16 protein-coding genes are annotated in these 24,105 nt (G+C 62.6%); 9 read left to right on the plus strand and 7 right to left on the minus strand.

Features of this window, described 5'->3' with window-relative positions; genetic code table 11:
- Positions 1–5: 5 nt before the first annotated feature.
- Entirely contained in the window at positions 6–296 is a 291-nt protein-coding gene (locus tag FCE95_RS09435; RefSeq protein ID WP_137266778.1) for a hypothetical protein, read from the plus strand.
- Between the two features lie 299 nt (positions 297–595).
- Entirely contained in the window at positions 596–2,029 is a 1,434-nt protein-coding gene (locus FCE95_RS09440) for an RHS repeat domain-containing protein (RefSeq protein ID WP_223266841.1), read from the plus strand.
- Between the two features lie 595 nt (positions 2,030–2,624).
- Here the strand turns inward: FCE95_RS09440 and FCE95_RS17110 are convergent.
- Positions 2,625–2,780 carry a hypothetical protein gene (locus FCE95_RS17110; protein WP_189644709.1) on the minus strand — a complete coding sequence of 52 codons (156 nt, stop codon included), beginning with the start codon at positions 2,778–2,780 and terminating at the stop codon, positions 2,625–2,627.
- Positions 2,781–2,911: 131 nt separating this feature from the next.
- Between FCE95_RS17110 and FCE95_RS09445 the strand changes: the two genes are divergently transcribed.
- From FCE95_RS09445 to FCE95_RS09475, 6 genes are all read left to right on the plus strand, one after another.
- Complete coding sequence (locus FCE95_RS09445) at positions 2,912–3,418, plus strand: REP-associated tyrosine transposase (protein WP_137266779.1); 507 nt, start codon at positions 2,912–2,914, stop codon at positions 3,416–3,418.
- A 598-nt stretch (positions 3,419–4,016) separates the two neighbouring features.
- Positions 4,017–5,042 carry an acyltransferase family protein gene (locus FCE95_RS09450; RefSeq protein ID WP_137266780.1) on the plus strand — a complete coding sequence of 342 codons (1,026 nt, stop codon included), beginning with the start codon at positions 4,017–4,019 and terminating at the stop codon, positions 5,040–5,042.
- A 399-nt stretch (positions 5,043–5,441) separates the two neighbouring features.
- A complete protein-coding gene (locus tag FCE95_RS09455; protein ID WP_189644710.1) occupies positions 5,442–10,316 on the plus strand; it encodes an RHS repeat-associated core domain-containing protein in 4,875 nt (1,624 codons plus the stop codon).
- Positions 10,313–11,026 carry a hypothetical protein gene (locus FCE95_RS09460; protein ID WP_137266782.1) on the plus strand — a complete coding sequence of 238 codons (714 nt, stop codon included), beginning with the start codon at positions 10,313–10,315 and terminating at the stop codon, positions 11,024–11,026. Before FCE95_RS09455 ends, FCE95_RS09460 begins: the two co-directional genes overlap by 4 nt.
- A gap of 190 nt (positions 11,027–11,216) precedes the next feature.
- On the plus strand, positions 11,217–12,665 hold the full coding sequence (locus tag FCE95_RS09465; RefSeq protein ID WP_223266842.1) for an RHS repeat-associated core domain-containing protein: 1,449 nt from the start codon (positions 11,217–11,219) through the stop codon (positions 12,663–12,665).
- Positions 12,666–13,054: 389 nt separating this feature from the next.
- A complete protein-coding gene (locus FCE95_RS09475) occupies positions 13,055–13,561 on the plus strand; it encodes an REP-associated tyrosine transposase (RefSeq protein ID WP_137266784.1) in 507 nt (168 codons plus the stop codon).
- A gap of 54 nt (positions 13,562–13,615) precedes the next feature.
- Here FCE95_RS09475 and FCE95_RS09480 read toward each other — a convergent pair whose 3' ends face one another.
- The 6 genes from FCE95_RS09480 to FCE95_RS09500 form a co-directional block, all read right to left on the minus strand.
- On the minus strand, positions 13,616–14,068 hold the full coding sequence (locus tag FCE95_RS09480; RefSeq protein WP_223266843.1) for a GNAT family N-acetyltransferase: 453 nt from the start codon (positions 14,066–14,068) through the stop codon (positions 13,616–13,618).
- Positions 14,047–15,039 carry a porphobilinogen synthase gene (hemB, locus tag FCE95_RS09485; RefSeq protein ID WP_137266785.1) on the minus strand — a complete coding sequence of 331 codons (993 nt, stop codon included), beginning with the start codon at positions 15,037–15,039 and terminating at the stop codon, positions 14,047–14,049. Before hemB ends, FCE95_RS09480 begins: the two co-directional genes overlap by 22 nt.
- Before the next feature lie 86 nt (positions 15,040–15,125).
- Positions 15,126–16,727 carry a PA domain-containing protein gene (locus tag FCE95_RS09490; RefSeq protein WP_189644711.1) on the minus strand — a complete coding sequence of 534 codons (1,602 nt, stop codon included), beginning with the start codon at positions 16,725–16,727 and terminating at the stop codon, positions 15,126–15,128.
- On the minus strand, positions 16,724–17,104 hold the full coding sequence (locus tag FCE95_RS17115) for a hypothetical protein (protein ID WP_189644712.1): 381 nt from the start codon (positions 17,102–17,104) through the stop codon (positions 16,724–16,726). The genes FCE95_RS09490 and FCE95_RS17115 overlap by 4 nt, the downstream gene beginning before the upstream one ends.
- Before the next feature lie 320 nt (positions 17,105–17,424).
- A complete protein-coding gene (locus tag FCE95_RS09495; RefSeq protein WP_189644713.1) occupies positions 17,425–19,101 on the minus strand; it encodes a PA domain-containing protein in 1,677 nt (558 codons plus the stop codon).
- A 2-nt stretch (positions 19,102–19,103) separates the two neighbouring features.
- Positions 19,104–19,451, minus strand: a complete 348-nt coding sequence (locus tag FCE95_RS09500) for a hypothetical protein (RefSeq protein ID WP_137266788.1) — start codon at positions 19,449–19,451, stop codon at positions 19,104–19,106.
- Between the two features lie 536 nt (positions 19,452–19,987).
- Here FCE95_RS09500 and FCE95_RS09505 point away from each other — a divergent pair.
- Entirely contained in the window at positions 19,988–24,097 is a 4,110-nt protein-coding gene (locus FCE95_RS09505) for a hypothetical protein (RefSeq protein WP_189644714.1), read from the plus strand.
- Positions 24,098–24,105 lie beyond the last annotated feature (8 nt).

Genomic DNA, 24,105 nt, shown 5'->3' on the forward strand with positions numbered 1-24,105 from the left:
ATTTTATGAACCCTGATGTTGCAATCGAAGTTCGCTTTAAGACTCCTGATGAAGGGGGGCGAACAAAATCCATAAAGGCGCAAACGTATAGCTGCCCTATGCTTATTGATGAAGAAGGATACGACTGCCGTTTATTGCTGAAAGGTGACGAGATCCTGCTGGGCGAGCGGTACGTTATCGACGTCAAATTTATGAACGCGGATTTAGTGCTGCCTAAATTATTCGTGGACAAAGCTATTTCTCTATGGGAAGGAAAGATAATCGCGACAGGGCGTATCTTGCGCATATATTCTTAATTAATTAGGACTGTAAGCTGGGTTGCTTATCCAGTTTCTATCCAGAAGGCGGGCTTCAGTCCGCCTTCCGCGCGCAGAGGGTTAAAGGGGGCGGGGTAATTAAGGACCGTAGGCTGGGTTAGCTTCATCAACCCAGCCCCACAGCGGAGTTAAAGGGGACGGAGGTAATTAAGTTCTACCTCAACGGTGCGCTGCAGCAGTTCACCTACGGCAACGGCATCGTCCATACGCTGACCCAGAACGTGCGCGGCCTGCCGGACACCAGTTGCGACTTCAGCGCCAGCTGCGGCGCCAGCGCGGTGCTCAACGACGGCTACGACTACGATGCCAACGGCAACGTGGCGGCCATCAGTGATGGGATCGGCTCCCATCGCGGCAACCGCACGATGAGCTACGACGGCCTGGACCGGCTGATCGGCGCGGTCTCGCCGATGTTCGGCAACGCCAGCTACACCTACGACCCGCTGGACAACCTCATCCGGGTCAACATCGGCGGCAGCGCCGCGCGCGACCACTACTACTGCTTCGACGAAGCCAACCGCCTGACCAACGTGAAGACCGGCGGTTGCAACGGTGCCAGCGTGGTGGGCCTGGGCTACGACGTGCAGGGCAACGTCGCCAACAAGAACGGCCAGGTTTTCAAGTTCGACTACGGCAACCGGCTGCGCGAGGCCACCGGGTTGGAGTACTACCGCTACGACGGCCGGGGCCGGCGGGTGGAGGCCTGGCATCCGGTCCAGGGCGGCATCCTGTCGCAGTACAGCCAGGCCGGGCCGTTGATGCAGCAGTACAACGAGCGCAACGGCACCCAGACCCAGTCGCTGTACTTGGCCGGTAGCCTGGTGGCGCTGCGCGAGCAGGCGCTGGGCACGGGCGTGGTGACGGTGAAGTACCAGCACACCGACGCGTTGGGATCGCCGGTGGCGGTGACCGACGCGACGGGCGCGGTCATCGAGCGCAGCGAGTACGAGCCTTACGGCTACCTGCTGAACCGGCCGCTAAAGGACGGGCCGGGGTATACCGGGCATGTGAGCGATGCGGCTACGGGGCTAAGCTATATGCAGCAGCGATATATGGATCCCAAGATCGGCGGACGGTTTTTGAGTGTGGATCCGGTTGCGGCGGACAACGTGGGTGGCAACTTCAATCGGTATTGGTATGCCAATAACAATCCATACAAGTTCCGAGACCTAGATGGCCGGGAAGCCAAGCTAACTTGGTTGGCTCCTAATCAGGTAGAACTGCTCGTGACGTACCGCGTGAATAGCGCGCAAGCGACGCCAGCAACAGCGACAGCAGATATGGAGTCGAGATTTGCGAGCGACTTTTCGGGAACGGTTGAAGTGAATGGCCAGCAAGTGCAAGTCACCGCTTCAGCGATTCAAGACGCGAATGCCGCAACGGAAATAACCGTTGTTCCAACGACGGTAGGCGTAACTCAGTCGAATCGTGAAGAGACGAACGCCATCGGCGGCAACCTGGTCACAATTGGCGCTGCAACCGGTGCTGGTGTGGTCAGCCATGAGTTCGGGCATGTGGCAGGTGCTGGCGATCAGTACCTGGGTGGCGTTGCGGCTAACGGGTCAACGGTTACTACAGCTGGCCCTGGAAACAACGCTATGCAAGACTTGGGGGGTGCGGCGAATTCCCAGTCACTCCGGGAAATTATTACCGCGCCGACGAATACCAATACTTGTGAGCCTGGTGTAGAAGCCGTATCGGGGGGTTGTTGACATGAAATATCCTACGTTCTTGGCTTTTATCGCTATGGCCATTTGCGTGATGGCATGCCAGTCATATGCAGTGCGATCTCAAACGGCTCCGCCCAGGGTCTGCGAAATCCGACAGGCTGCATGGTGCATCTATCGCGACGATGTAACGATTCAGCACGAGCCAATCTTCAACTCCAATCTGAGCGCGTGGACCATATCGGGGGGTTATTGGAAGGAGCACCCCGCAGTTATCTTGGAGCCACGTGGTTGTCGTACAGGGATCTCCGATGTTGTCCAGTTGATGAAAACGGACGATGCGTATCAATGGAAAGACCGCACATGGAACAGCGTTACGGTGCGTCTTCGCTCAGATGGGTCATGCGATCTAAATCTACTCTCGCCGCCCGTACATGAAGATGCGCGAAAATCGGCGTTCTCCGCAAAGCTGACGCTTGTTCGGGCCTGTCAAACCGCCGACTGTGACGGACCAACCATTGGCGAAAGCGTGTGGCCGGCTCTTCAACGACAAGAAAAGAAACCATAGATCGGTCGCCAGACCCAATGACATGACAAGGCCCCGCGAGCGGGCCTTGTTCGTTCTGGCGATTGCTGTGGCTTATCGCTCGCTCTGAAAGCGTCGAGCGTCGTGCTTCAAGATCATGCCTTCCAGTAGCGAACGCACGACTTGCTGCTCTTCCGGCGACATGCGGGCCACCGCTTCGAAGTGCAGCCGCAAATCGTCGCCCGGCCCGCGTTCGTCCTTGTCGAACAACAGCGCATTGCCGCTGACGCCCAGGGCCGTAGGCTGGGGTTAGCTTCATCAACCCAGCTCCACAGCTGCCTGACAACTCTTTCAGATTCCCCCTGATCCCTGAGTCAAGCGGTTTTTCGCATGCTTCGCGTATGCGAACTTATTTACGCGCTCGCGTAACGGGCGGCTGCTATTTCTTTACGGTCAACCTTGCCGAGCGTAAGGGCAACACGCTGTTGATCGACAGGGTTTCTGCCTTGCGCGCAGCTTTCGCCGCTACGATCCGAGAACGGCCATTCGCAATGCCAGCCATCGTCGTTCTTCCCGATCATCTGCATTGCCTTTGGGAGCTACCTGTAGGGGACGACGATTTCCCCACCCGTTGGCGGCTGATCAAGTCGAGGTTTTCGCGGCGCATCGAAGGCGCCGAGCGGCGAAGCGAGAGCCGACGCATGAAGAAGGAAAGGGGGCTTTGGCAACGGCGATATTGGGAGCACGTCATCCGCGATACGGAGGATTACCGCCGGCATGCCGATTACATCCACTTCAATCCGGTCAAGCATGGCTACGTATCGGCGCCGAGGCTGTGGCCCCATTCTTCGTTTCGGCAATGGGTACGGCAAGAAATATATCCGGAGAGCTGGGGTGCGCCAGAATAGACTTGCAAGGGAGCTGGGTTGATGAAGCCAACCCAGCCTACAGCTCTGACGAGTTAAGGGGACGGAGGTAGTTAAGTTCGATCTCCAACGGCACGGTGGTGTTTAAACAAAGCACCCAGGTTCTCAGTCAAGCGTGATTCAAGAGTCGTAAGTAGGCAGGGCACCCCCAGCCTCACTTTACGAAGGCCAGTTAAGGGGACGGAGGTAATTAAGTTCGATCCCGCGGCCGCCCACGGCTTTGATAAATTACGCTGCGATTTAAAGTCTTCTCGACCATGGCCTGAAATCGTGAGCTGCCAAGAGCGCGTTCTTGGGTCATGTACAGACGCAGGGATTGTAATTCTTCGTCCGGGATTCCAGCGTATAACCATTTCTTGTAGGCATTGGCCCGTTCTTCGATGCTGGCGCCCGTCGCGTTATAGGTTGCGTGCAAGGTGACTAACGGATCGCGAGTGAGGCCCGATGGAGCGATACGCGACTTGCCTCCGCATAAGCTCAGTCGCAGCCCTCGCGGTGAGGTTTCGGTATCGGTGAAACCTGCTTGAGAAATGAGACGCTTCTTACTGAACTGCCTGCTCAGCCGGCGTAAGATTAATCCATGGGGAACCGCCGGCTAGCCTACGAACCCGCCCTGGATGGAATTCGGGCCATCGCGATCATTCTGGTCGTGCTTTTGCACGCTTACACGCCTGGATTCGCTGGCGGTTATTTCGGCGTCGATGTTTTCTTCGTGCTGTCGGGATACCTGATCACCCGGCTCTTGTGCGTCGAATTGGACCAAACCGGAAAGATCGATCTGCGTCGATTCTGGGTGCGCCGGCTTTGGCGGTTATACCCCGTGCTGTTGATGGTGCTAGCCGTCTATCTGGCGGTATGCACGGCAGCGTGGCCCGACCAGTCGTTCGACACGCATTTTAAGGCATCGCTGATCGCAGGCCTCTACCTTACCGATTATGCCTGGGCTTTCGACGCTCCGATTCGCCAGCTTCAACACACGTGGAGTCTGGCGGTAGAAGAGCAGTTCTATCTTGTTTGGCCGCTATTGCTGCTTTTGCTGAATCGATTCCAGCGCAAGCATGCGATCTTGCTGCTGGCGGCGCTTTATGTCGTTGCCCACGCCTGGCGCATGATGCAGAGCGGCATCCGCACGGACCTCCCCCTCCATTTTTCGTTCGACACGCATGCCACGGGCCTCATCCTCGGCTGCTTGATCGGCAGGATGAGGCCAGAGATACCCAAATGGCTCGGCTGGATCGGCCTTATGGGGATTGCGCTAACGGTCTATGCATTCCCTGCCCGCGATACTCATTCGATCCTTATATCTTTTCCGCTTGTCGAAGCGTCTTCAGCGCTGCTCATCCTATCGCCGCCGACTTGGCTGGGCATCTCGTTGCTGGCTTGGCTGGGACGTTTGTCGTACGGCTGGTATCTATGGCACTTCCCGATCATGGTCTGGATCATGGACCAGGGATATTCTTGGGAAACCGTCGCGACGCTTGGTGGAATGGTTTCTTTGGCATGCGCTGCCGTCAGTTACTACACCGTAGAGCGGTGGGTGCGCGGCTTCAGATCCCGTTCTGGTGAAAATTCTCTGCTCACCGAGCGTCCATCCGATCTGGCCTAAACCGCCCCAACGTGTATCCAGCAACTCACTACGGCAAAGGCATCGTCCACTCGATGGCGCAGAGCGCGAACCCAGTTGCCGTAGACCAGCACCGACTCGGGCAACGAACGCGGCAACCTGGCCAACAAGAACGGAGTGCAGACCTATTGGAGGTGGGCAACCGGCTGCGGCTGGCTAATCAGGCTGTTAGCGCGTCTCTCTAAAGAAAAAGATAGAGAGGCTTAAATAGCGAGTTTCGGGATTTGAGACAGCAATCCCCTATCCTATAGGCCATGGGGAAGAGCCCTTCATGCGAGAAGGGCTGTCGCGGCAACGAGCGCGGCCACGCCGGAAAACGTCGTGCCTGACATGAACAAACGGCCGCTGCTCGTGGCGGGTGGATACAGGGGCGATCAAATCATGTTGCATTCGCGCACGATGCGTTGCGCTGCTTTATTGGCGGCGGGCTTGACGGCTTCGACTTTGGCTTCCGCCTACGTCGAACCGGAACAACTGTACAAAACCGGTTTGACGAAAGCGCAGACGATCGACCCGGTCGGCAGCTTCGGCGAACAAGTCAGCTTGCGCGCGGGCACTTTGAGTTTCCGCAACGTCGACATCGAGCTGCCCGGCACCGGCCCCACGATCCGCATCGTCCGCAGCGCGCAATTGGAAGACGGCTACGGCACGCGAACCAGTTCGGGCAATGCGGTTTCGGGTTGGGAGTTCGATATCCCGCGCTTGAAGACGATCACGGCCGATCCGCTGCCCGCGATCAGGGTCAAGCCTTTGTCGGCGGGAAGCCCCATCGGCTGGCAGGTCCCCGGCACGGACAAGAACGCCCGGTGCACGAATTTCGCACCGCCTCCTCACGTGGAATATCCTGGAACGACGGTCCAGTTCCTTTGGTACGAGTGGTGGTTCGGCTACCAGCTGGTCGACGACAACGGCAACGAACAAGCGGTGTTCCCGCGCACGACAGGAATGCCGGCGCAGGCGCAGCATAAGATCGGCACCGCCGAGAACTGGGTCATCGATTGTTTGCCGACGACCGCCAACGGCGAACCCGGCGAAGCTTTTCTGGCGATCTCACCGGACGGCACGAAATACTGGTTGAACCACCTCACCTATGCCGGATATGAGGACCTGATCCAGGTCTTCGAAAATCAGCCGCCCAAAGGCTACGACTTGAATTACAGCCTGCCGCGCCGGAGCGCCTCGATGCTCGTCACGCGCATCGAAGACCGATTCGGCAATTGGGTCAATTACAGTTACAACGGTTCCAAGCTGGCCGCCATCACCGCCAGCGACGGCCGCAGCGTGACTTTCGCGTGGCAGGGCAATTCGGCCACCGTCACGGTGGGCACGTCGCCGAACACTCAGGTCTGGACCTATGGTCCAAGCGGCAGCTACAGCATGCAGGTGACGCAGCCCGACGGATCGTATTGGGGTTACTCGGGCGATTTCTGGTTGCCGGCCACCTCGCCTTACGAATTCGCAGGCTGCTCGCAGGGCACGGTTTATCCGGTGAGCGGATCGCGCGACGTGTCGGTGCGCGCGCCGTCCGGCGCCACCGCGGCCTTCCATCTCGACCGGCGTTTCTTCGGGCGCTCCTACACCTTCAAGACCTGCGGCAAGACGCCGACGATTTACGACGGGGATCCCGGTTTCTCACGCATTCCCAAGCTGTGGATCGGCTATGCGCTGACCACCAAAACGGTGAGCGGACCCGGTTTGCCCACGCAGACGTGGAACTACGCCTATTCGCCGCACAACGCCAGCTGGCAGAACGATTGCCCCACGCCCACCAGTTGCGCCAGCACGGTGTGGACGCAGGTCACCGAGCCCGGCGGCGAGCGCACGGTGAGTGTGTTCAGCAACCGCTGGGACCAGACCGAGAACAAACTGGTGCGCGAGGAAACCTACGCCACTAACAATGCCTTGCTGCGCGCGGTCGATTACACCTACGCGACGACGCCGTCGAACGCGGCGAATCCGTACCCTTGGCCGCTGAAGATCGGCACTTTCTCCGATCCCACCGGCAACGACGAAGTGAATCTGCGCTGGACGCCGGTCAAGCGCAAGACGATCACCCAACAGGGCGTTTCGTTCGTGTGGGAGGCCAACACTTACGACAACTGGGCCAAGCCTTTGAGCGTGTCGCGATCCAGCTCGCTGGGTTACTCGCGCACCGACACGACGTCCTATCTCGACGACACGACGCTGTGGGTGCTGGGCCAGGCGACTTCGTCCACCAATAGTAATACCGGCCTGGTCGAGTCGCAGACCGACTACTGGCCCGCCACGGCCTTGCCGCAACGCACCTGGGCCTTCGGCAAGGCGCAACAATACCTCGTTTACAACGCCGACGGCACCTTGGCGTCGGTGACCGACGGCAACAACCACACCACTACGCTTTCCAATTGGAAGCGGGGTATTCCGCAGACGATCACCTTCGCCGACAACTCCGCAAAGTGGGCGCAGGTCAACGATTTGGGCCAGATCGATTGGGTCCAGGACGAAAGCAACGCTAAGACCTGTTACGGCTACGACGCGATGGGGCGGGTGAACCGCATCACCTATCCATCGGAAGTGCAGGCCTGGGAGTGCAACCAAGATAATTGGCTGCAGACGACGATAAGTTTCGCGCCCTCGGCAAGTCCGGTATACGGGTTGGCGGCCAATCATTGGCGCCGGTACGAGAGCACGGGAAACGCACGCAAGGTGACTTTCTACGACGCGCTGTGGCGGCCGGTGGTGCAGGAGACGTACGACATTGGCAATACCTGGAACACCATCACCCAGACGGTTACCCGTTACGACAGCAGCGGCCGGGTAACCTATGCCTCTTATCCGCAACGCAACTCGGATCCTGCGGTCTACAACACTTGGGCAAATCCGAGCGTCGCGCCCAATGCTTTGGGCACCTGGACGACCTACGACGCTCTAGGCCGTCCGACCCAGATGCAGCAGAACTCCGAACACGGCTTGCTCACGACTACACAGGAATATCTGAGCGGTTTCGCCACGCGAATCACCGATGCGCGCGGTCAACCGACGACTACCTATTACATGGCCTACGACCAGCCCTCGACGGACTGGCCGACCGGCATCGCCCTGGCCGAGGGTGCGCTTACCCATATTTATCGCGACGTATTCGGCAAACCAGAAGCGCTGGTGCGGCACAATTTGGACAATTCGCAATGGAGCGCGCGCTATTACGCCTATGATGCGCATCAGCGCCTGTGTAAACAATCCGAGGTGGAGACCAGCACCACTGCCTTCGGCTACGACGATGCGGGCAATCTGACCTGGTCCGCCACAGCCTTACCTTGGTCCCCTTACTCGCCCTGCGAATACACGCCCACCCATAGCGAGGTCGCCACGCGACGCGTCGATCGCCTGTACGACGCGCGCAACCGACTCACCGACATCAGCTTCCGGGACGGCAACGGCAACCAGCACTGGACCTACACGCCAGATGGCTTGCCCGATCAGGTCACTACCTGGAACGATGGCGGCGTCAATACCGTCACGAATTCCTACCAATACAACAAGCGTCGGTTGCTGGTCGGCGAACAGACGGGCCAGCCTGGCTGGTACAACTGGTCGCTCGGTTACGCCTACGACATTTACGGAAACCTGGCTACGCAGACTTATCCGACGGGTTTGGCGGTGTCGTATACGCTCAATGCGTTGGGCCAAGCCACCCAAGTCAGCAGCGGGGCGCAGATCTACGCGAGCGGCATCAGCTATTACCCCAACGGCGGGATCCAGCAGTTCACTTACGGCAATGGCCTCACCCACACGCTGACCCAGAACGCGCGCCAGTTGCCACAAGTGAGCACCGACACGGGCGGGGTGCTTAGCCATCAATACAGCTACGACTACAACGGCAACGTCACCCAGATCGAGGATCTGAACCGCGGCAGCCACTACAGCCGCTGGATGACCTACGACGGCCTGAACCGACTCAAGTCCGCCGGTTCTTGCAGCTTCAACACGACTACCTGTTGGTTCTATTACGACTACGACACGCTCGACAACCTGACCCGAGTGCAGGGCGCAGACGGCAGCGATCGCTACTACTGCTACGACGCGCGTCAGCAGCTGACCAATATCAAGAGCGGCCCATGCACCAGCGGGGCCAGCGTGGTGGGCCTGGGCTACGACGACCGCGGCAATCTAAACAACAAGAACGGACAAGCTTACGCCTTCGATTTCGGTAATCGGCTGCGTCAAGTAGTGGGCAAGGAAGACTACCGCTACGACGCCCAAGGCCGCCGGGTACTGGCGTGGCATCCCACCGACAGTAGCGTGACCCTGTCGCAATACAGCCAGGCGGGCCAACTGTTCTACGACGAAAACACGCAAAGCGGCTTGCGCAACGAATACATCTACCTGGCCGGCAGTTTGCTGGCCAAGCACGAGATCGTCTGGGCGACCGGTGTGGTCGCGGTGAAGTACCAGCACACCGATGCGTTGGGCACGCCGGTGGCCGAGACGAACGCGGCCGGAGCCGTGATCCAGCGCAGCGAGTACGACCCGTACGGGCGGTTGAACAACCGGCCGCTGACGAATGGACCGGGCTACACGGGGCACTACCAAGACGCTGCGACGGGTCTGACGTATATGCAGCAGCGGTATTACGACCCCACCATCGGGCGGTTCTTGAGCATGGATCCGGTGACCGCGGATGCCAATACCGGTGGGAACTTCAATCGGTATTGGTATGCAAATAACAATCCGTACCGGTTTATTGATCCGGATGGTCGCGATCCGCAGGCAATGGCCTACTGGCAGGCATGGGACAAAATTAAAGCCTTCTTTAATTCTCCGGCCGGCACGGAAATGGTCTACAACGCCGGCATTTTGATGAATGCTTACAGCGTGACACGCAACCCGCGGACGGCGGCGATGGAAATGGAGGTCGCCGGGGTTGCTATGCAGAATGCGAGGCAGATGCAGGCTGCTAGGGTGCAAGCCAATGGGGCGCGCGGACGTGCTTCAGAAGCACGTGTTCTTAGCGAAATGGGCTTGACTAAAAACACCACAAAAGTCTCGACAGCAGAAGGTAACGCAATTCCTGATGGCCTGACGTCAACGCTCTCTGTTGAAGTTAAGGATGCAGCAAAGGTTAGCCTAACTCGTCAAGCCAGAATCGAAACTCAGGCTGCAAAGGAGGCAGGTCAGACCTCGGTTCTAGTAACTGGTGCAAAAACCTGTGTTAGTGGAAACTGCGAAAAGGCTTATGATCAAATCATTCGCAGGACGGATTTAGGGCCGCAGAATTGACTGAATTAAGCTTCCATTTCCCTGGCGAGCACCTTGATGCAGTGATCAAGGCGCTAATGCAATTGCCGGCGCATTTAAAGCCGCAGCAATTTGGTTACAGCGAGGGGATTAAGAATGATAAGGATATGGTGGCCGATGAGAAGCGCTTCCACGCCTTCTTGCGAAAAGCTGCTTCTGGGTTCTTCCTTTACTTAGAAAATACTGTCTACAGCTTCAGAATAAATAAATCTGGCGAATTCACGGTTGACGCCGATGGCATAAACGCGGAAGAGGCATCCATATTGCTTCGACACCTTGGGCCAGTAGGGGCATCCTTCGCCTACGCTGCCGATAGTGCGGAGCGGAAGCATCGAAATCGACTGATTAAGAATGCGGAATACGGTATACACGAAGCATGGGTGGGTCGCGACTGGCGGCGCTATATCCCAGGGCTGTATTGGCTGACATTAATCCCACAGAGCTTGGCTGATCAGCATGGAGTGCTTCTAGGCGAACTGAAAAAAGCCGCCGTCGAGGCCGAAGAAATCGCACCAAAGTTATGGCTATTACGCTTCTTCGACGCACCGGAAAACTGGCAGGTCAACGCAGAACGTTTGGATGAAATATGCTCAACTACCAAGGGCATGTTCTCTATAACGCCAGTCCGCACGATCTTCGAAAAGACGACAACCTTTTTAGGCGCGGCAGCTGTTCTACGGGAATGGAGTTGAAATAACGTTAACGAGCGGGCCTTGTTCGTTATGGCGGTTGCTGTGGTTTGATCACCTGAAGCAATTTATTCGGAGCTGCAGATAGCTGGGGCGGAAGGACCGTAGGCTGGGTTAGCTTCATCAACCCAGCTATGTTCAGGACAACGGCCTCATTCACACGCTGACGCAGAACGCGCGCCAGCTGCCGCTGGTGAGCATCGACTCGGGCGGTGTGCTCAGCCACCAATACAGCTACGACAACAGCGGCAACGTCACCCAGATCCAGGATCTGAACCGCGGCGCCAACTACAGCCGCACGATGACCTACGACGGTTTGAGCCGTCTGAAGACCGCGCAATCGTGCAGCTTCGGCGCCGGTTGCCAATTCACCTACGACTACGACGCGCTGGACAACCTGACCCGGGTGCAAAGCCCGGGCGGGATCGATCGCTACTACTGCTACGACGCGCGCCAGCAGCTCACTAACCTGAAGTCCGGCCCGTGCACCAGCGGGGCCAGCGTGGTGGGCCTGGGCTACGACGAGCGCGGCAACCTCGCCAACAAGAACGGCCAGGCCTACGTCTTCGACTACGGCAACCGGCTGCGCGAGGTGACCAACAAGGAAGGCTATCGCTACGACGGCCTGGGCCGCCGGGTGACGGCGTGGCAACCCACCAGCGGCACGGTGACGGTGTCCCAGTACAGCCAAGCGGGGCAGCTGTTCTACGACGAGAACACGAGCACCGTGTTGCGCAACGAGTACGTGTACCTGTCCGGCAGCCTGCTGGCCAAGCGCGAGACGGTGTGGTCGGCCACCGGCGCGACGACGGTGAAGTACCAGCACACCGACGCCTTGGGCACGCCAGTGGCGGAGACGGATGCGGCCGGGGCGGTGATCCAGCGCAGCGAGTACGACCCGTACGGGCGGTTGAACAACCGGCCGCTGACGAATGGACCGGGCTACACGGGGCACTACCAAGACGCTGCGACGGGTCTGACGTATATGCAGCAGCGGTATTACGACCCCACCATCGGGCGGTTCTTGAGCATGGATCCGGTGACCGCGGATGCCAATACCGGTGGGAACTTCAATCGGTATTGGTATGCCAATAACAATCCATATCGCTTTACGGATCCGGATGGACGTGAAACGAGGGAAATGGCCTATGAAAGAGGGTCAGGTGGAAAGCTTCCGGTTAAAAGCCCAAAAGATTGGTTACATAAGCCGTTAGGGTATGCGTTAGGAGGCATTCTTGCAGCGCCTATTGCCGCTGAAGCCTATCTGGCTGCCGCTGCATATCCTGCTGCTGCGGCCACAGTAACCAATGTTGCTGCTGAAGCATCCGGCGTGACCGGGACAGCAGCTGCTGGCGCTACTCTTCTTTCCAGAAATCCGTATGTAGTTAGAATTCTAGAAAATGATCGGGGTGTTGTCGAAATCGTAGGTCAGGGAGCTAAAGGGAGTATTACGGTTGTCGCTAGTGTGGTTAAAGAAGGAAGTAAGCTCATATTAAATGGCGCCCATGTAGATGGATTGGGCAAAGGAACCAGCTCAATTAGGGAGCTTCGTCAACTGGCGAGAGCTTTGGGTGAATTACAAGGGGCCGAATCAGTCGTGATCAAGGGTGTGTGTCAGAACTACTGGTGCGAATCCGGGTAAAGTTCCCATTGATATTAAGGTGAATGTAAATCAATGAAAACTATCAGAATCTATGGGTGGGAGCCTGGCTTCAATAAGGTTGAGATGACTAAGCTCTTGCGAGAAGAGCTAGGTAGCTCTCTATTTGATGCGAAGGAGATGGTCGACAAAATAGTTTCTTGTGAGCAAATCGAAATTTCAGTTAACCCTGAATCAATCGAGCGTATTACATACAAATTAGATCAACTAAAAGCCAAGTTTGAAATATTGGACTTATAAGGGTCGAACTTATCTGCATTAAGAAGGACCGTAGGCTGGGTTAGCTTCATCAACCCAGCTCCACGGCTGCCTGACAACCCTTTCAAATTCTCCTGATCCCTCGATCAAGCGGCTTTTCGCATGCTTCGCGTATGCGGACTTATTTACGCGCTCGCATAGCGGGCGGCTGCTATTTCTTTACGGTCAACCTTGCCGAGCGTAAGGGCAACACGCTATTGATCGACAGGGTTTCCGCCTTGCGCGCGGCTTTCATCGCTACGATTCGTGAACGGCCATTCGCAATGCCGGCCATCGTCGTTCTTCCCGATCACCTGCATTGCCTCTGGGGGCTGCCTCCGGGAGACGACGATTTCCCCACCCGTTGGCGGCTGATCAAATCGAGATTCTCACGGCGCATCGAAGGCGCCGAGCGGCGAAGCGAGAGCCGGCTTCGGAAGAAGGAACGAGGCCTTTGGCAGCGACGATATTGGGAGCATGTCGTCCGCGATACGGAGGATTACCGCCGGCATGCCGATTACATCCACTTCAATCCAGTCAAGCATGGCTACGTGTCGGCACCGAGGTTGTGGCCCTATTCCTCATTCGGCCAATGGGTGCGGCGAGGGTTGTATCCGGAGAATTGGGGTGCGCCAGACTAGGCGTGAAGGAGCTGGGTTGATGAAGCCAACCCAGCCTACAGGCAGCCGTGACAACTACAGCGGCTTGCGATAAACATGCTGCGTCTTGGTCCGCCCATAACCCTGGCTCTCATAGAACGGATGCGATTCGGCGCGAACCGCGTTCGAGCGCACCACGATATCGTGCAGGCCCGTCTCGGCTGCCCATCGCTCCGCGGCGGCCACCAGGGTGCGGCCGACGCCGCCGCGGCGCGTTTCCGCATCGACGACCAGCGCGGCGATCTCCGCGCGTTCGCCGTATTCGATGATCAAGCGATGTTCGACGGCGATGAAGCCGCCGAGGCGGCCTTCGCCGGCTTCGGCTACGAAGACCGCGTGCTGCGAAGACTGCAGCAGCTTGCGCAAACGCGCTTCGAAGGCATCGAGCGGCGCGGGATAGCCCAACTGCGCCGACAAACGCGCGATTTCGGCGGCGTCGCCGATTTCGGCGGGCCGAATCGCGGGACTCAGTTCGCTTCCTTCAACCACCGCGCCGCATCCAACGCGAAATAAGTCAGCACGCCGTCCGCGCCGGCGCGCTTGAACGCGGTCAGCGCTTCCAAGGTGCAGGCGCGTTCGTCCAGCCAGCCGTTGGCGTAGGCGGCCTTCAGCATCGCGTATTCGCCGCTTACTTGATAAGCGAACGTCGGCACGCCGAATTCGTCCTTCACCCGGCGCACGATGTCCAAGTAGGGCATGCCGGGTTTCACCATCACCATGTCCGCGCCTTCGTCCAGGTCCAGCGCGACTTCGCGCAGCGCTTCGTCGGAGTTGGCCGGATCCATCTGGTAGTTGTACTTGTTGCCCTTGCCCAGCGCGCCCGCGCTGCCCACCGCGTCGCGGAACGGGCCGTAGAAACTGCTCGCGTACTTCGCCGCGTAGGCGAGGATGCGCGTGTGGACGTGGCCGGCTTCTTCCAGCGCCATCCGGATCGCGCCGATGCGGCCGTCCATCATGTCGCTGGGCGCGACCACGTCGGCGCCGGCGGCGGCGTGCGACAAGGCCTGCTGGACCAGCGCTTCCACGGTCTCGTCGTTGATCACGTAACCGGTGTCGTCGACCAGACCGTCCTGGCCGTGCGAGGTGTAGGGATCCAGCGCCACGTCGGTGATCACGCCCAGCTGCGGGAAGCGCGCCTTCAGCGCGCGCACCGCGCGCTGCACCAGGCCGTCGTCGGCCCAGGCCGCGGCGGCGTCCAGCGACTTGGCTTCCGGCGCGGTGACCGGGAACAAGGCCAAGGCCGGAATGCGCAGCTCGCTGGCTTGCTCGGCCACGCGCAGCAACTCGTCCACGCTCACGCGCGAGACGCCGGGCATCGACGGCACCGCTTCGCGGCCGTCCAATTCGTGCACGAACACCGGATAGATCAGGTCGTTCGCGGTCAGCACGTGCTCGCGCATCAGGCGGCGCGAGAAATCGTCGCGGCGCATCCGCCGCATGCGGGTCAGGGGGTAGCTCATGGGCGACATGATACGCCGGTCGCCCGGACCGCGAAAAAAAACCGGCGCCGCGAGGGCGCCGGCCGAAAACGCGAAGAGACCTGAGCCTACGGCTGCAGGAACCTCGCCACGCAGGTGCGCGCGGAGACTTGCTGGTTGCGGGTGATCAGCCCGTCCGCGTAGAGCGACTGGATATGGTCGTTCATGCAGCGCATGTACTTCGCGCGGCTGTTGCCGGCGCCGGTCAGGCAGACGTTGTTGTAGGCCTGGATGTGCGCGCCGACGATGATGCCGACGTTGGTCACCGCGGGAACGCCGGTGTCGCAGTCGCCGATTTTGCCGCCGCCCGGATTGAGCGTCCAACCGGTGTCCTTCAGCAGGTTGGGCGTGATGTCGATGTCGAGGGTCGACAGCAGGTCCGAGTTGATCGCCGGCTCCATCAGCGTGTTGGGGAACGTGGCCGTATCGTAGTGCGAGCCGGACGAACCGCCTTGCACCGGATTGGGCATGAACAAACGCGGCCGGCCCGCATCGTCGGCGCCTTGCAGCTTGGTCGGATCGACCGTCAGCCCGACCGTCACGCCCGGCAGCTTGCCCTTGATGGTGTTGCCGTCGGCCAGCGTCACCCGGATCGACGGGATGGTGATGGTCGGATCGGCGCCGCCCAAACCCGGCGGCGGCGTGCCGGGGGCGTTGTCGGCGATGATCGCGCCGATCGCGCCGGCGTTCTGCGCGTTCTTCACCTTGATCACGAAACCGCAGGTGCCGCGGTCCATCAACGCGATCTTGCCGGCCACGGCGGCGCCGTTGGTGATCGGGCTGCATCCGTCGGTGGTGGAAGGACCGGAAGCGTCCGCGGCGTCGGTGGCGATCACCACCGTGCCGTTGAAGTTCGCGGGCGAGATCGGCGCGCCGAAACCGGCCGTGCCGTATTCGTACTCGCCGGCGATCGACGCCGGTGCGGTGACCTTGAACGCCGTGCGGTCGCCCAAGATCGCCTGCGCGCCGGCCGATGCGCTGGCGCCGGTGAACACGACCTTGCCGTAGTTGAGCGCGGACGCCTGGCGTTCGGCGATGGTCATCGCGGGCCAGAACTTGGCCGCGGTGTTGTCGTAAGTGAAGACCGAATAGATGTCCTTGCGGCCGCTGAGGAAGGTGCCGGCGGCTTCGTTCTCGAAGTTCTGGAAGCCGAGGCCGTGACCGAACTCGTGCATCACCACATCCAGGAAGTTCACCTGCCCGGCGGGCGTGTTGCCGTCCAGGCCGTAGTAGAACGTGAAGTCCGAGCTGAACTGCGAACCGATGTCGGTGAAGCCCGGGTTGAGATCGCTGCCGGCGATGGCGTCGGCCAGCGCCGAGCTGTACCACGTGTCGGCCTGGATGCCGGGCGCGAAATCGGAGAACACGAACGTGGCGCCGGCCGAGCCGAGCACGTTCGGGCCCAGCGGATTGAACTGCGCGCCGACGTACACCGGCACGTCGCTCTGCAGCACCGCGCCCCACAGATCGGCCGCGAATTGGGCGACGATGCGGCGCTGTTCGCCGCGGGTCGTGCCGGGGTTGCCGCCGACCGGCGCGACCGCGGTTGGATCGTTATAGCCTTCGCCCGGATCGTCGGTGACGACCGGAATGATTTCGCCGGCGTTGGCGCACATCGCCGACAGCGCGAGGGTGACCGCAGCGGTCAATGCGAGAACGGAAGTTTTCATTTCTCGAGCCCTCCGTCGGTCGTGGCCGGCGCCTGCTCGCCGTCGTGTTCGCGAATGCTGACTTTGCCTTGCGCGTCGGTGGTTGCCGACAACGTGGTCCACAGTTCGGTCGGCACTTGGATCGTGCTGCCATCGCCGTTCGGCGTGCCCTTCAAGGTGCGCTGCGCCTCGGCGGCGGTGCGCGGCTGCTTCAACGTGCTCTGCCTGGCCGCGACGGCTTGCGCCATGTCGCGGCGTTCTTCCGCGGTCGGCGCGCGCAATAGCTTGCCGCTCTTGGCGTCGACGACGGCGGTGGAGCGTTGTGCTGCGGAGGCTGCGAAGCAAATGCCAAGCAACAAACCTGGCAAGACGCAGCTTGCGATCGTGGTCGTCCTCATGTTGGATGTCCCCGGGGGTGGATTGAGGTTCGCGCATCGCGGAGCGAAGCGCGGCGACATAGCGCAAGGCAGGGGGTTGCGATAGCTCGCGGGCCGAGTGTGCTCCCCGTTTCGCGTGAAAAACAAGGGATTCCAGGCGCGGAACCGGAATGGCGCCGCCGTCTTGCGGAGGCGACGCACGCGCCGCGCGATGCTGCATCGCACCGTCGTTGGTTTTTCGCCTTCGCGCGGGCCGGCGGGCATGCATCTTGCTATCGCCGCCCGAAAAAAAACCGGCGCCGCGAGGCGCCGGTTCTGGTGCGAAAAACGTATCGTTTCTGTTACGGCGTCACTTTCGACGCGCAGGTGCGGACCTTGGAGAACTGGGTGGTGTTGATCAGCCCGGCGTTCTTCAGCTTGGTCGCCTGGTCGGTCACACAGCGCAGGTAGTTGGCGCGGCTGCCGCCGGCGTTGTTCAAGCACACGCGGGCGAAAGCCTGCATGCCCGCGCCGATCGCCATGCCGCCCGGTTCGACCGCGTCGATGCCGGTGTCGCAGTCGCCGATCTTGCCGTTGCCCGGATTCAGCGTCCAACCTTCGTCGGTGAACAGCGCCGGAGTCAGGTCGAGGAACGCATTGGCCGCGAGGCTGTCGTTGATCGCCGGTTCCATCAACGTGTTCGGCGTCGCGGAGACGTCGAAGTGCGAGAAGGTGGAACCCGGCGTCAGCGTCGCCGGCACGTACAGGCGCGCATAGCCCGCCACGTCGGCGCCCGCGAGCACGCCCGGCACCGGTCCGATCGCCGCCGTGACGGCGCCGCCGCCCAGCGCGGCGCGCACCGCGTTCGCGTCGTTGAGGATCAGATGCGCCGCCGGGATGGTGGCGGTGAGCGTCGGATCGTCGGCCATCGTCAACGGCGCGTTCGGATTGGCCGAAGTGGCGACGTTGCCGATGATCACGGCGATGGCGCCCGCGTTCTGCGCATTGACCGTCTTCAGCTCGAAGCCGCAGGACGGCGCCGGCGCCGGCGGGCCGCCGCGGTTGATGAAGGCGATCTTGCCGGTCAGGCTGCCGGCCGGCAGCGGCTCGCAGGCGTCCGCGGTGTCCGGGCCGGCGCCGTCGTTGGCCAGGACCAGCGAGCCGGAGAAGTTCGCGGCGCTGGGGACCGGGCCGAAGGCGGCGGTGCTGTAGTCGTAGTTCGCGGTCAGCGCGCCGCTCATGCGCAGCGCGATCTTCTCGTCCAGCACCAGCGGCACTTCGGCGGTGGTCGTCGGGCCTTGGAACACGACGTTGTTGCCGATCAGCGCGGCGCGGCGGCCGGCGTCGTCCATCTCGTACCAGCCTTTGTGCGAGACGTTGTCGTAGGCGAACATCGAGAAGATGTCGGGCAGGCCGGCCAGCGGCGCGCCGGTGCTGACGTTGCCGAAGCCCGAGAAACCCAAGCCGTGCGCGATTTCGTGCATCACGGTGTCGAGGAAGCTGGTCAAGCCGGCCGGCGTGTTGCCGTCCAAGCCGTAATACCAGCCCGAACCCGCGCCGCCGCAAGGCGTGCCGTCCGGATTGGTCTTGCCCCAGGACGAGTTGAACTGGCTGATGATGTCGACGCGGCCGGCGTTCGCCGTGCCTTCGTCGAGGTCGCGTCCGATCAGCGCATCGGCGAGCGCGCCGTGGAAGATCGTCTGCGGCAAACCGTCGCCGGACAGGATGTAGAGCGGATTGGCGCGCGCCGAACCCAGCACTTGGCGGGTCGGGATGCACTGCAGCGGCGCGAAGCTCGCTTGCACGCGGATCTGCGCCGGGCTTTCCAGCACCGCGCCCCACATGTCGGCGGCGTATTGGTAGACGATGCGGCGCTGTTCGCCGATGGTGGTGCCGGGGTTGCCGCCGGCCGGGGCGAGCGGCGTCGGATCGTTCAAGCCTTGGTTGGCCGGATCGGCGTTGACCGGAACGATTTCCGCGGCTTGGGCCGCGCCGAAGCAGGCCAGCGCGAGCAAGGAAGCGAGCAGGGTCTTCTTCATGGTCATTCCTTCGCCTCCGTCGCCGCCGGGGCCTTGGATTCGGGCGCGCCGGCCATTTCTTCGACGATGCGCGCACTGCCATCGGGGTTGCGCACCTGCACCAGGTACACGGTGCGGTCTTCGGGCAATTCCATCGAGATGATGCCGTTCTCGACGTAGCGCTTGGTCGCCAGCGCCTGCTGCTCGTTCTTCGGCGACACGTGCGGCTTGGCCTTGGAACTCGCCGCGCCCAACACGAACGGCGTCAGCCGTACTTCCTTGGCATTGTTCGGCGCCTCCGCGGCATTCGCCGCGAAACAGGTGCCGATGATCAAACCGGGCAGCAAAGCCCGGCTTGCGATTGAACGCATCCTCATAAGGTGAATCCCCCGATTGATGTGATGACGTTTGCCCGGCGCGACGCGAGTGCGGCGACGGACAGCGACGAAGTTCGCGGACGGGAACGTGCGCAGGCTTCGCACCCGAGTCTGCAATGGGGTTCGCGTGAAAAACAAGTGCGTGCGCGCTCGCGTTCGCGGCGCGCGCGGCGGACGCGCGATCGCGCCGAAGCGTTCGCACGCGGATGGAACGGCGATGGAAACGGGCGCGCGGCGCGTCAACGAACCGCAGGCCGAGCTTGCGGTATACGGGCTAAGTGTCGGCGCCGGTTGGGCGATACGGCCGGGAATTGCTGCGAACGCACATGGAATCGCGCGGGCCTGAGAACCGCGACCGGCCTCCGTATTTCAGAAGAATCCCATCAAGAAATTTTTGTGACCCCCGTTCCAAACCGAGCCGATCCGTCCTAAGGTATGGGCTGGCCGGTGCCTGGGGGGGCGCGCTGCGCTCTCCCCCATTCCGCGTTTCGCGCGGTGCCGGTCGCTCACGGACATCCAGGGGGATCCGAATGACACGCAACACCCACACTGCGCTCGCCGCGGCGATCGCAGCCTGCCTTTATCTCGCTTCTTCCGCGCCGGCGCACGCCGGCAACGTCTGCGTGCAGGACGACGGCACGAGCAACGTGATCAACGACACCGCATCCGGCACCGAGGCGTTCGGTTGCGGCATTTTGAACTCCGCTTCCGGCGATTTCAGTTCCGCGATCGGCTACGTCAACACCGCCATCGGCGCCAACAGCAGCGCGGTCGGCAATTTGAACTACGCCGAAGGCGACGGCAGCAACGCGTTCGGCGACGGCAACGACGTGTTCGGCGCGAACGGCAACGCGTTCGGCGGCGACAACGCGATCGACGGCGACAACGCCACCGCGGTCGGCAACAACAACGCGGCGGTCGGCGCGAACAGTTTCGCGGCCGGCAGCGGCAGCCAGGCGATCGGCAACGACACGGTCGCGATCGGCAACGGCGCGGTCGCCGGCGGCGACGGCAGCTTCGCCGCCGGTTTCGGCGCGGACGCGTCGGCGCTGGGCGCCGTCGCGGTGGGCGTGGACAGCGAAGCCTCGGCCGATGGCGCGGCGGCGTTCGGCATGGGCGCCGTCGCGAGCGGCGCGGGCGCGGTGGCCGCGGGCGCCAACAGCCGCGCAGCCAACGATCTGGCTTCCGCCTACGGCACCGATGCGCTCGCCGACGGCGTCGCCGGTACGGCGATCGGCACGGGCAGCCGCGCGCAGGGCGACAACAGCGTCGCGCTCGGCGCGAATGCGACCGCACGCGGCGCCAACAGCCTGGCGATCGGCGCCGGCGCCAGCGTCAGCCAACTCGACGCCAACGCGGTCGCCTTGGGCGCCGGTTCGATGACCACGCGTTCCAACGAGTTCTCGATCGGCAGCGCCGGCAACGAGCGCACGCTCGCCAACGTCGCCGCCGGCACGCTGGGCACCGATGCGGTCAATCTCGACCAGTTGAACGCGGCCGCGGCGGACGCATCGCGCTACTTCAAGGCGAACGGCCTGAACGACGGCAGCGACGATGCGGTCGCCAGCGGCACCGGCAGCACCGCCGCGGGCGTCGGCGCGCAAGCCATCGGCGCGGACAGCACCGCGGTCGGCGCACAGAGCGTGGCCAACGGCAGCGGCTCGACCGCGGTCGGTTTCGTCAACACCGCGGACGGCATCGACAGCAGCGCGGTGGGCAATTTCAACTCGGCCGGCGGCGACGGCAGCAACGCCATCGGCCGGCTCAACAACGCTTTCGGCACCAACAGCAACGCGCTCGGCGGCGACAACACCGCCGACGGCGACGACGCCAACGCCATCGGCAGCTTGAACGTGGCCGGCGGCGCGAGCGCCAGCGCGATCGGCGCGTCCAACATCGCCGGCGGCGATTTCGCCAACGCGATCGGCCAGGGCAACGAAGCCGGCGGTTTCTCCAGCAACGCCTTCGGCACCGGCAACCAAGCTGGCGGCGACTTGTCCAGCGCGTTCGGCAACGGCAACACCGCGACCGGCGTCGGCAGCATGGCGCTGGGCGGCAACAACACGGCCGGCGCCGACGGCGCGTTCGTGGTCGGCAACGGCAGCAGCGCCAGCGGCGCGGAAACGTTCGCCATCGGCGCGCGCACCGTCGCTTCGGGCGAACAGGATTTCGCGATCGGCAACGACGCCGCCGCGACCGGCACCTGGAGCATGGCGGTCGGCGGTTTCGCCCACGCCACCGCGTTCGGCGCGATGGCGGTGGGCTTCAACGCCTTGAGCGACGGCGAGAGCGCCTTGGCTTTGGGCTTGCAAGCGCATGCGCAGGGCCGGTTTTCGCTGGCGGCCGGTTCCGCGGCCACGGCGTCGGGCGTTTCTTCGGCGGCGATCGGCGATACGGCCAATGCCGGCGGCGCGCAATCGCTCGCGGCCGGCAACGAAGCCAACGCTTCCGGCACGCGCGACACCGCGATCGGCTATCAAGCGGCGGCTTCGGGCGGCAACAGCAACGCGATCGGCAGCGGCGCGACGGCATCGGCCGCCGACGCGGTCGCGCTGGGCACGGGCGCGCAGGCGACCACGGCAGGCGGCGTCGCGCTCGGCAACGGTGCCGTCGCCAACCGCGGCAATGCGATTTCCGTCGGCGCCGTCGGCGCAGAACGGCAGATCACGAACGTGGCCGCAGGCACCGTCGGCACCGATGCGGTGAATCTGGATCAGTTGAACGCGGCCGCCGCCGACGCTTCGCGCTATTTCAAGGCGAACGGTTTGAACGACGGCAGCGACGACGCCGTCGCCAGCGGCACCGGCAGCATGGCCGCGGGCGTGGCGAGCCAGGCCCTCGGCGCCGACGCCACCGCGGTCGGCGCGGCCAACGTCGCCAGCGGCGACGGCTCGACCGCGGTCGGCTTCGTCAACACCGCCAGCGGCACCGACAGCAGCGCGATCGGCAATTTCAACGACGCCAGCGGCGACGGCAGCAACGCCTTCGGCCGCAACAACGTGGCGTCGGGCCTGAACGCCAACGCCTTCGGCGGCGACAACGTCGCCGACGGCGACGGCGCTTCGGCGTTCGGCAACAGCAACACCGCCAGCGGCGAAGACAGTTTCGCGCTGGGCAGCAAGAGCACCGCCAGCGGCGCCCGCAGCTACGCTTTCGGCGACGCCGCCATTGCCACCGCAGACGACAGCATGGCATTGGGCAACGGCTCGGTCGCCGACCGCGCCAACACGATCTCGGTCGGCGCCGCGGGCGCGGAGCGGCAGATCACCAACGTCGCCGCGGGCGTGCAGGACACCGACGCGGTCAATGTCGCGCAGTTGAACGCCGTTGCGGCCACCGCGGTCGGCACCAACCGCTACTTCAAGGCCAACGGCTTGAACGACGGCAGCGACGACGCGGTCGCCAGCGGCGCCGGCAGTCTGGCGGCCGGCGTGGCCAGCCAAGCCGGCGGCACCGATGCCACCGCGGTGGGCGCTTCGAACGTGGCCTCGGGCAACGCTTCGACGGCGATCGGCTTCGTCAACACCGCCAGCGGCACGGACGCCAGCGCGATCGGCAATTTCAACGACGCCAGCGGCGACGGCAGCAACGCCTTCGGCCGCAACAACGTCACGTCCGGCGCCAACGCCAATGCCTTCGGCGGCGACAATACGGTGGACGGCGATAACGCTTCGGCGCTCGGCAACGGCAATACGGTCAGCGGCGCGGACAGCGTGGCGGTCGGCAACGGGGCGAACGTGAGTGCGGTCGGCAGCGTGGCGCTCGGCAACGGTTCGGTGGGCGATCGCGACAACACCGTGTCGATCGGCGCCGCGGGCGCGGAACGGCAGTTGGTGAACCTCGCCGCGGGCGTGCAGGACACCGATGCGGTCAACGTCGGCCAGCTGCATCCGTTCGCGACCGCGTTAGGCGGCGGCGCCAGCTTCGCCGGCGGCGTGTTCGTGCCGCCGACGTACGCGATCCAGGGTTCGAACTACAACGACGTCGCTTCGGCGTTCGCGGCGGTCGACGGCAGCTTGACCGACCTGTACACGCAGGTCGCGAACATCCCGGCCGGACCGCAAGGCCCGCAGGGACCGCAAGGACCGACCGGTCCCACCGGGCCGACGGGACCGCAGGGACCCCAAGGTCCGCAGGGCCCGCAAGGCACGAGCGATCCGAACGCGGTGAAGTACGACTCGGCGGCGCAGGACCACCTCACCCTGGCCGGCGCCAACGGCACCCGCGTTTCCAACGTCGCCGACGCGACCGCGGCGACCGACGCGACCAACCTGCGCCAAGTGCAGGCCGGGGATGCGGCGACGCTGCGTTCGGCCAACACCTACACCGACCAGAAGTTCGCTTCGATGACGCTCGAGTTCGGCAATTTCCGCGCCGAAGTCGACGACCGCTTCGACCGCCAGGACAAGCGCATCAGCCAAGTCGGCGCGATGGGCGCGGCGATGGCGAACATGACGGCGTCGGCGGCCGGCGTGCGCGCGCCGAACCGGTTCGCGGTGGGCGTGGGCAGTTACAAGGGCGAGAGTTCGATGGCGTTGGGCTACCAGCGCGCGCTGTCGGACAAAGCGGTGATCACCATCGGCGGCGCGTTCAACGGCGACGATACGTCGGTCGGCGCGGGCGCCGCGTTCGGCTGGTAAGGCGGACG

This window comes from Luteimonas gilva, assembly GCF_005239095.1.
GTDB lineage: Bacteria > Pseudomonadota > Gammaproteobacteria > Xanthomonadales > Xanthomonadaceae > Luteimonas_C > Luteimonas_C gilva.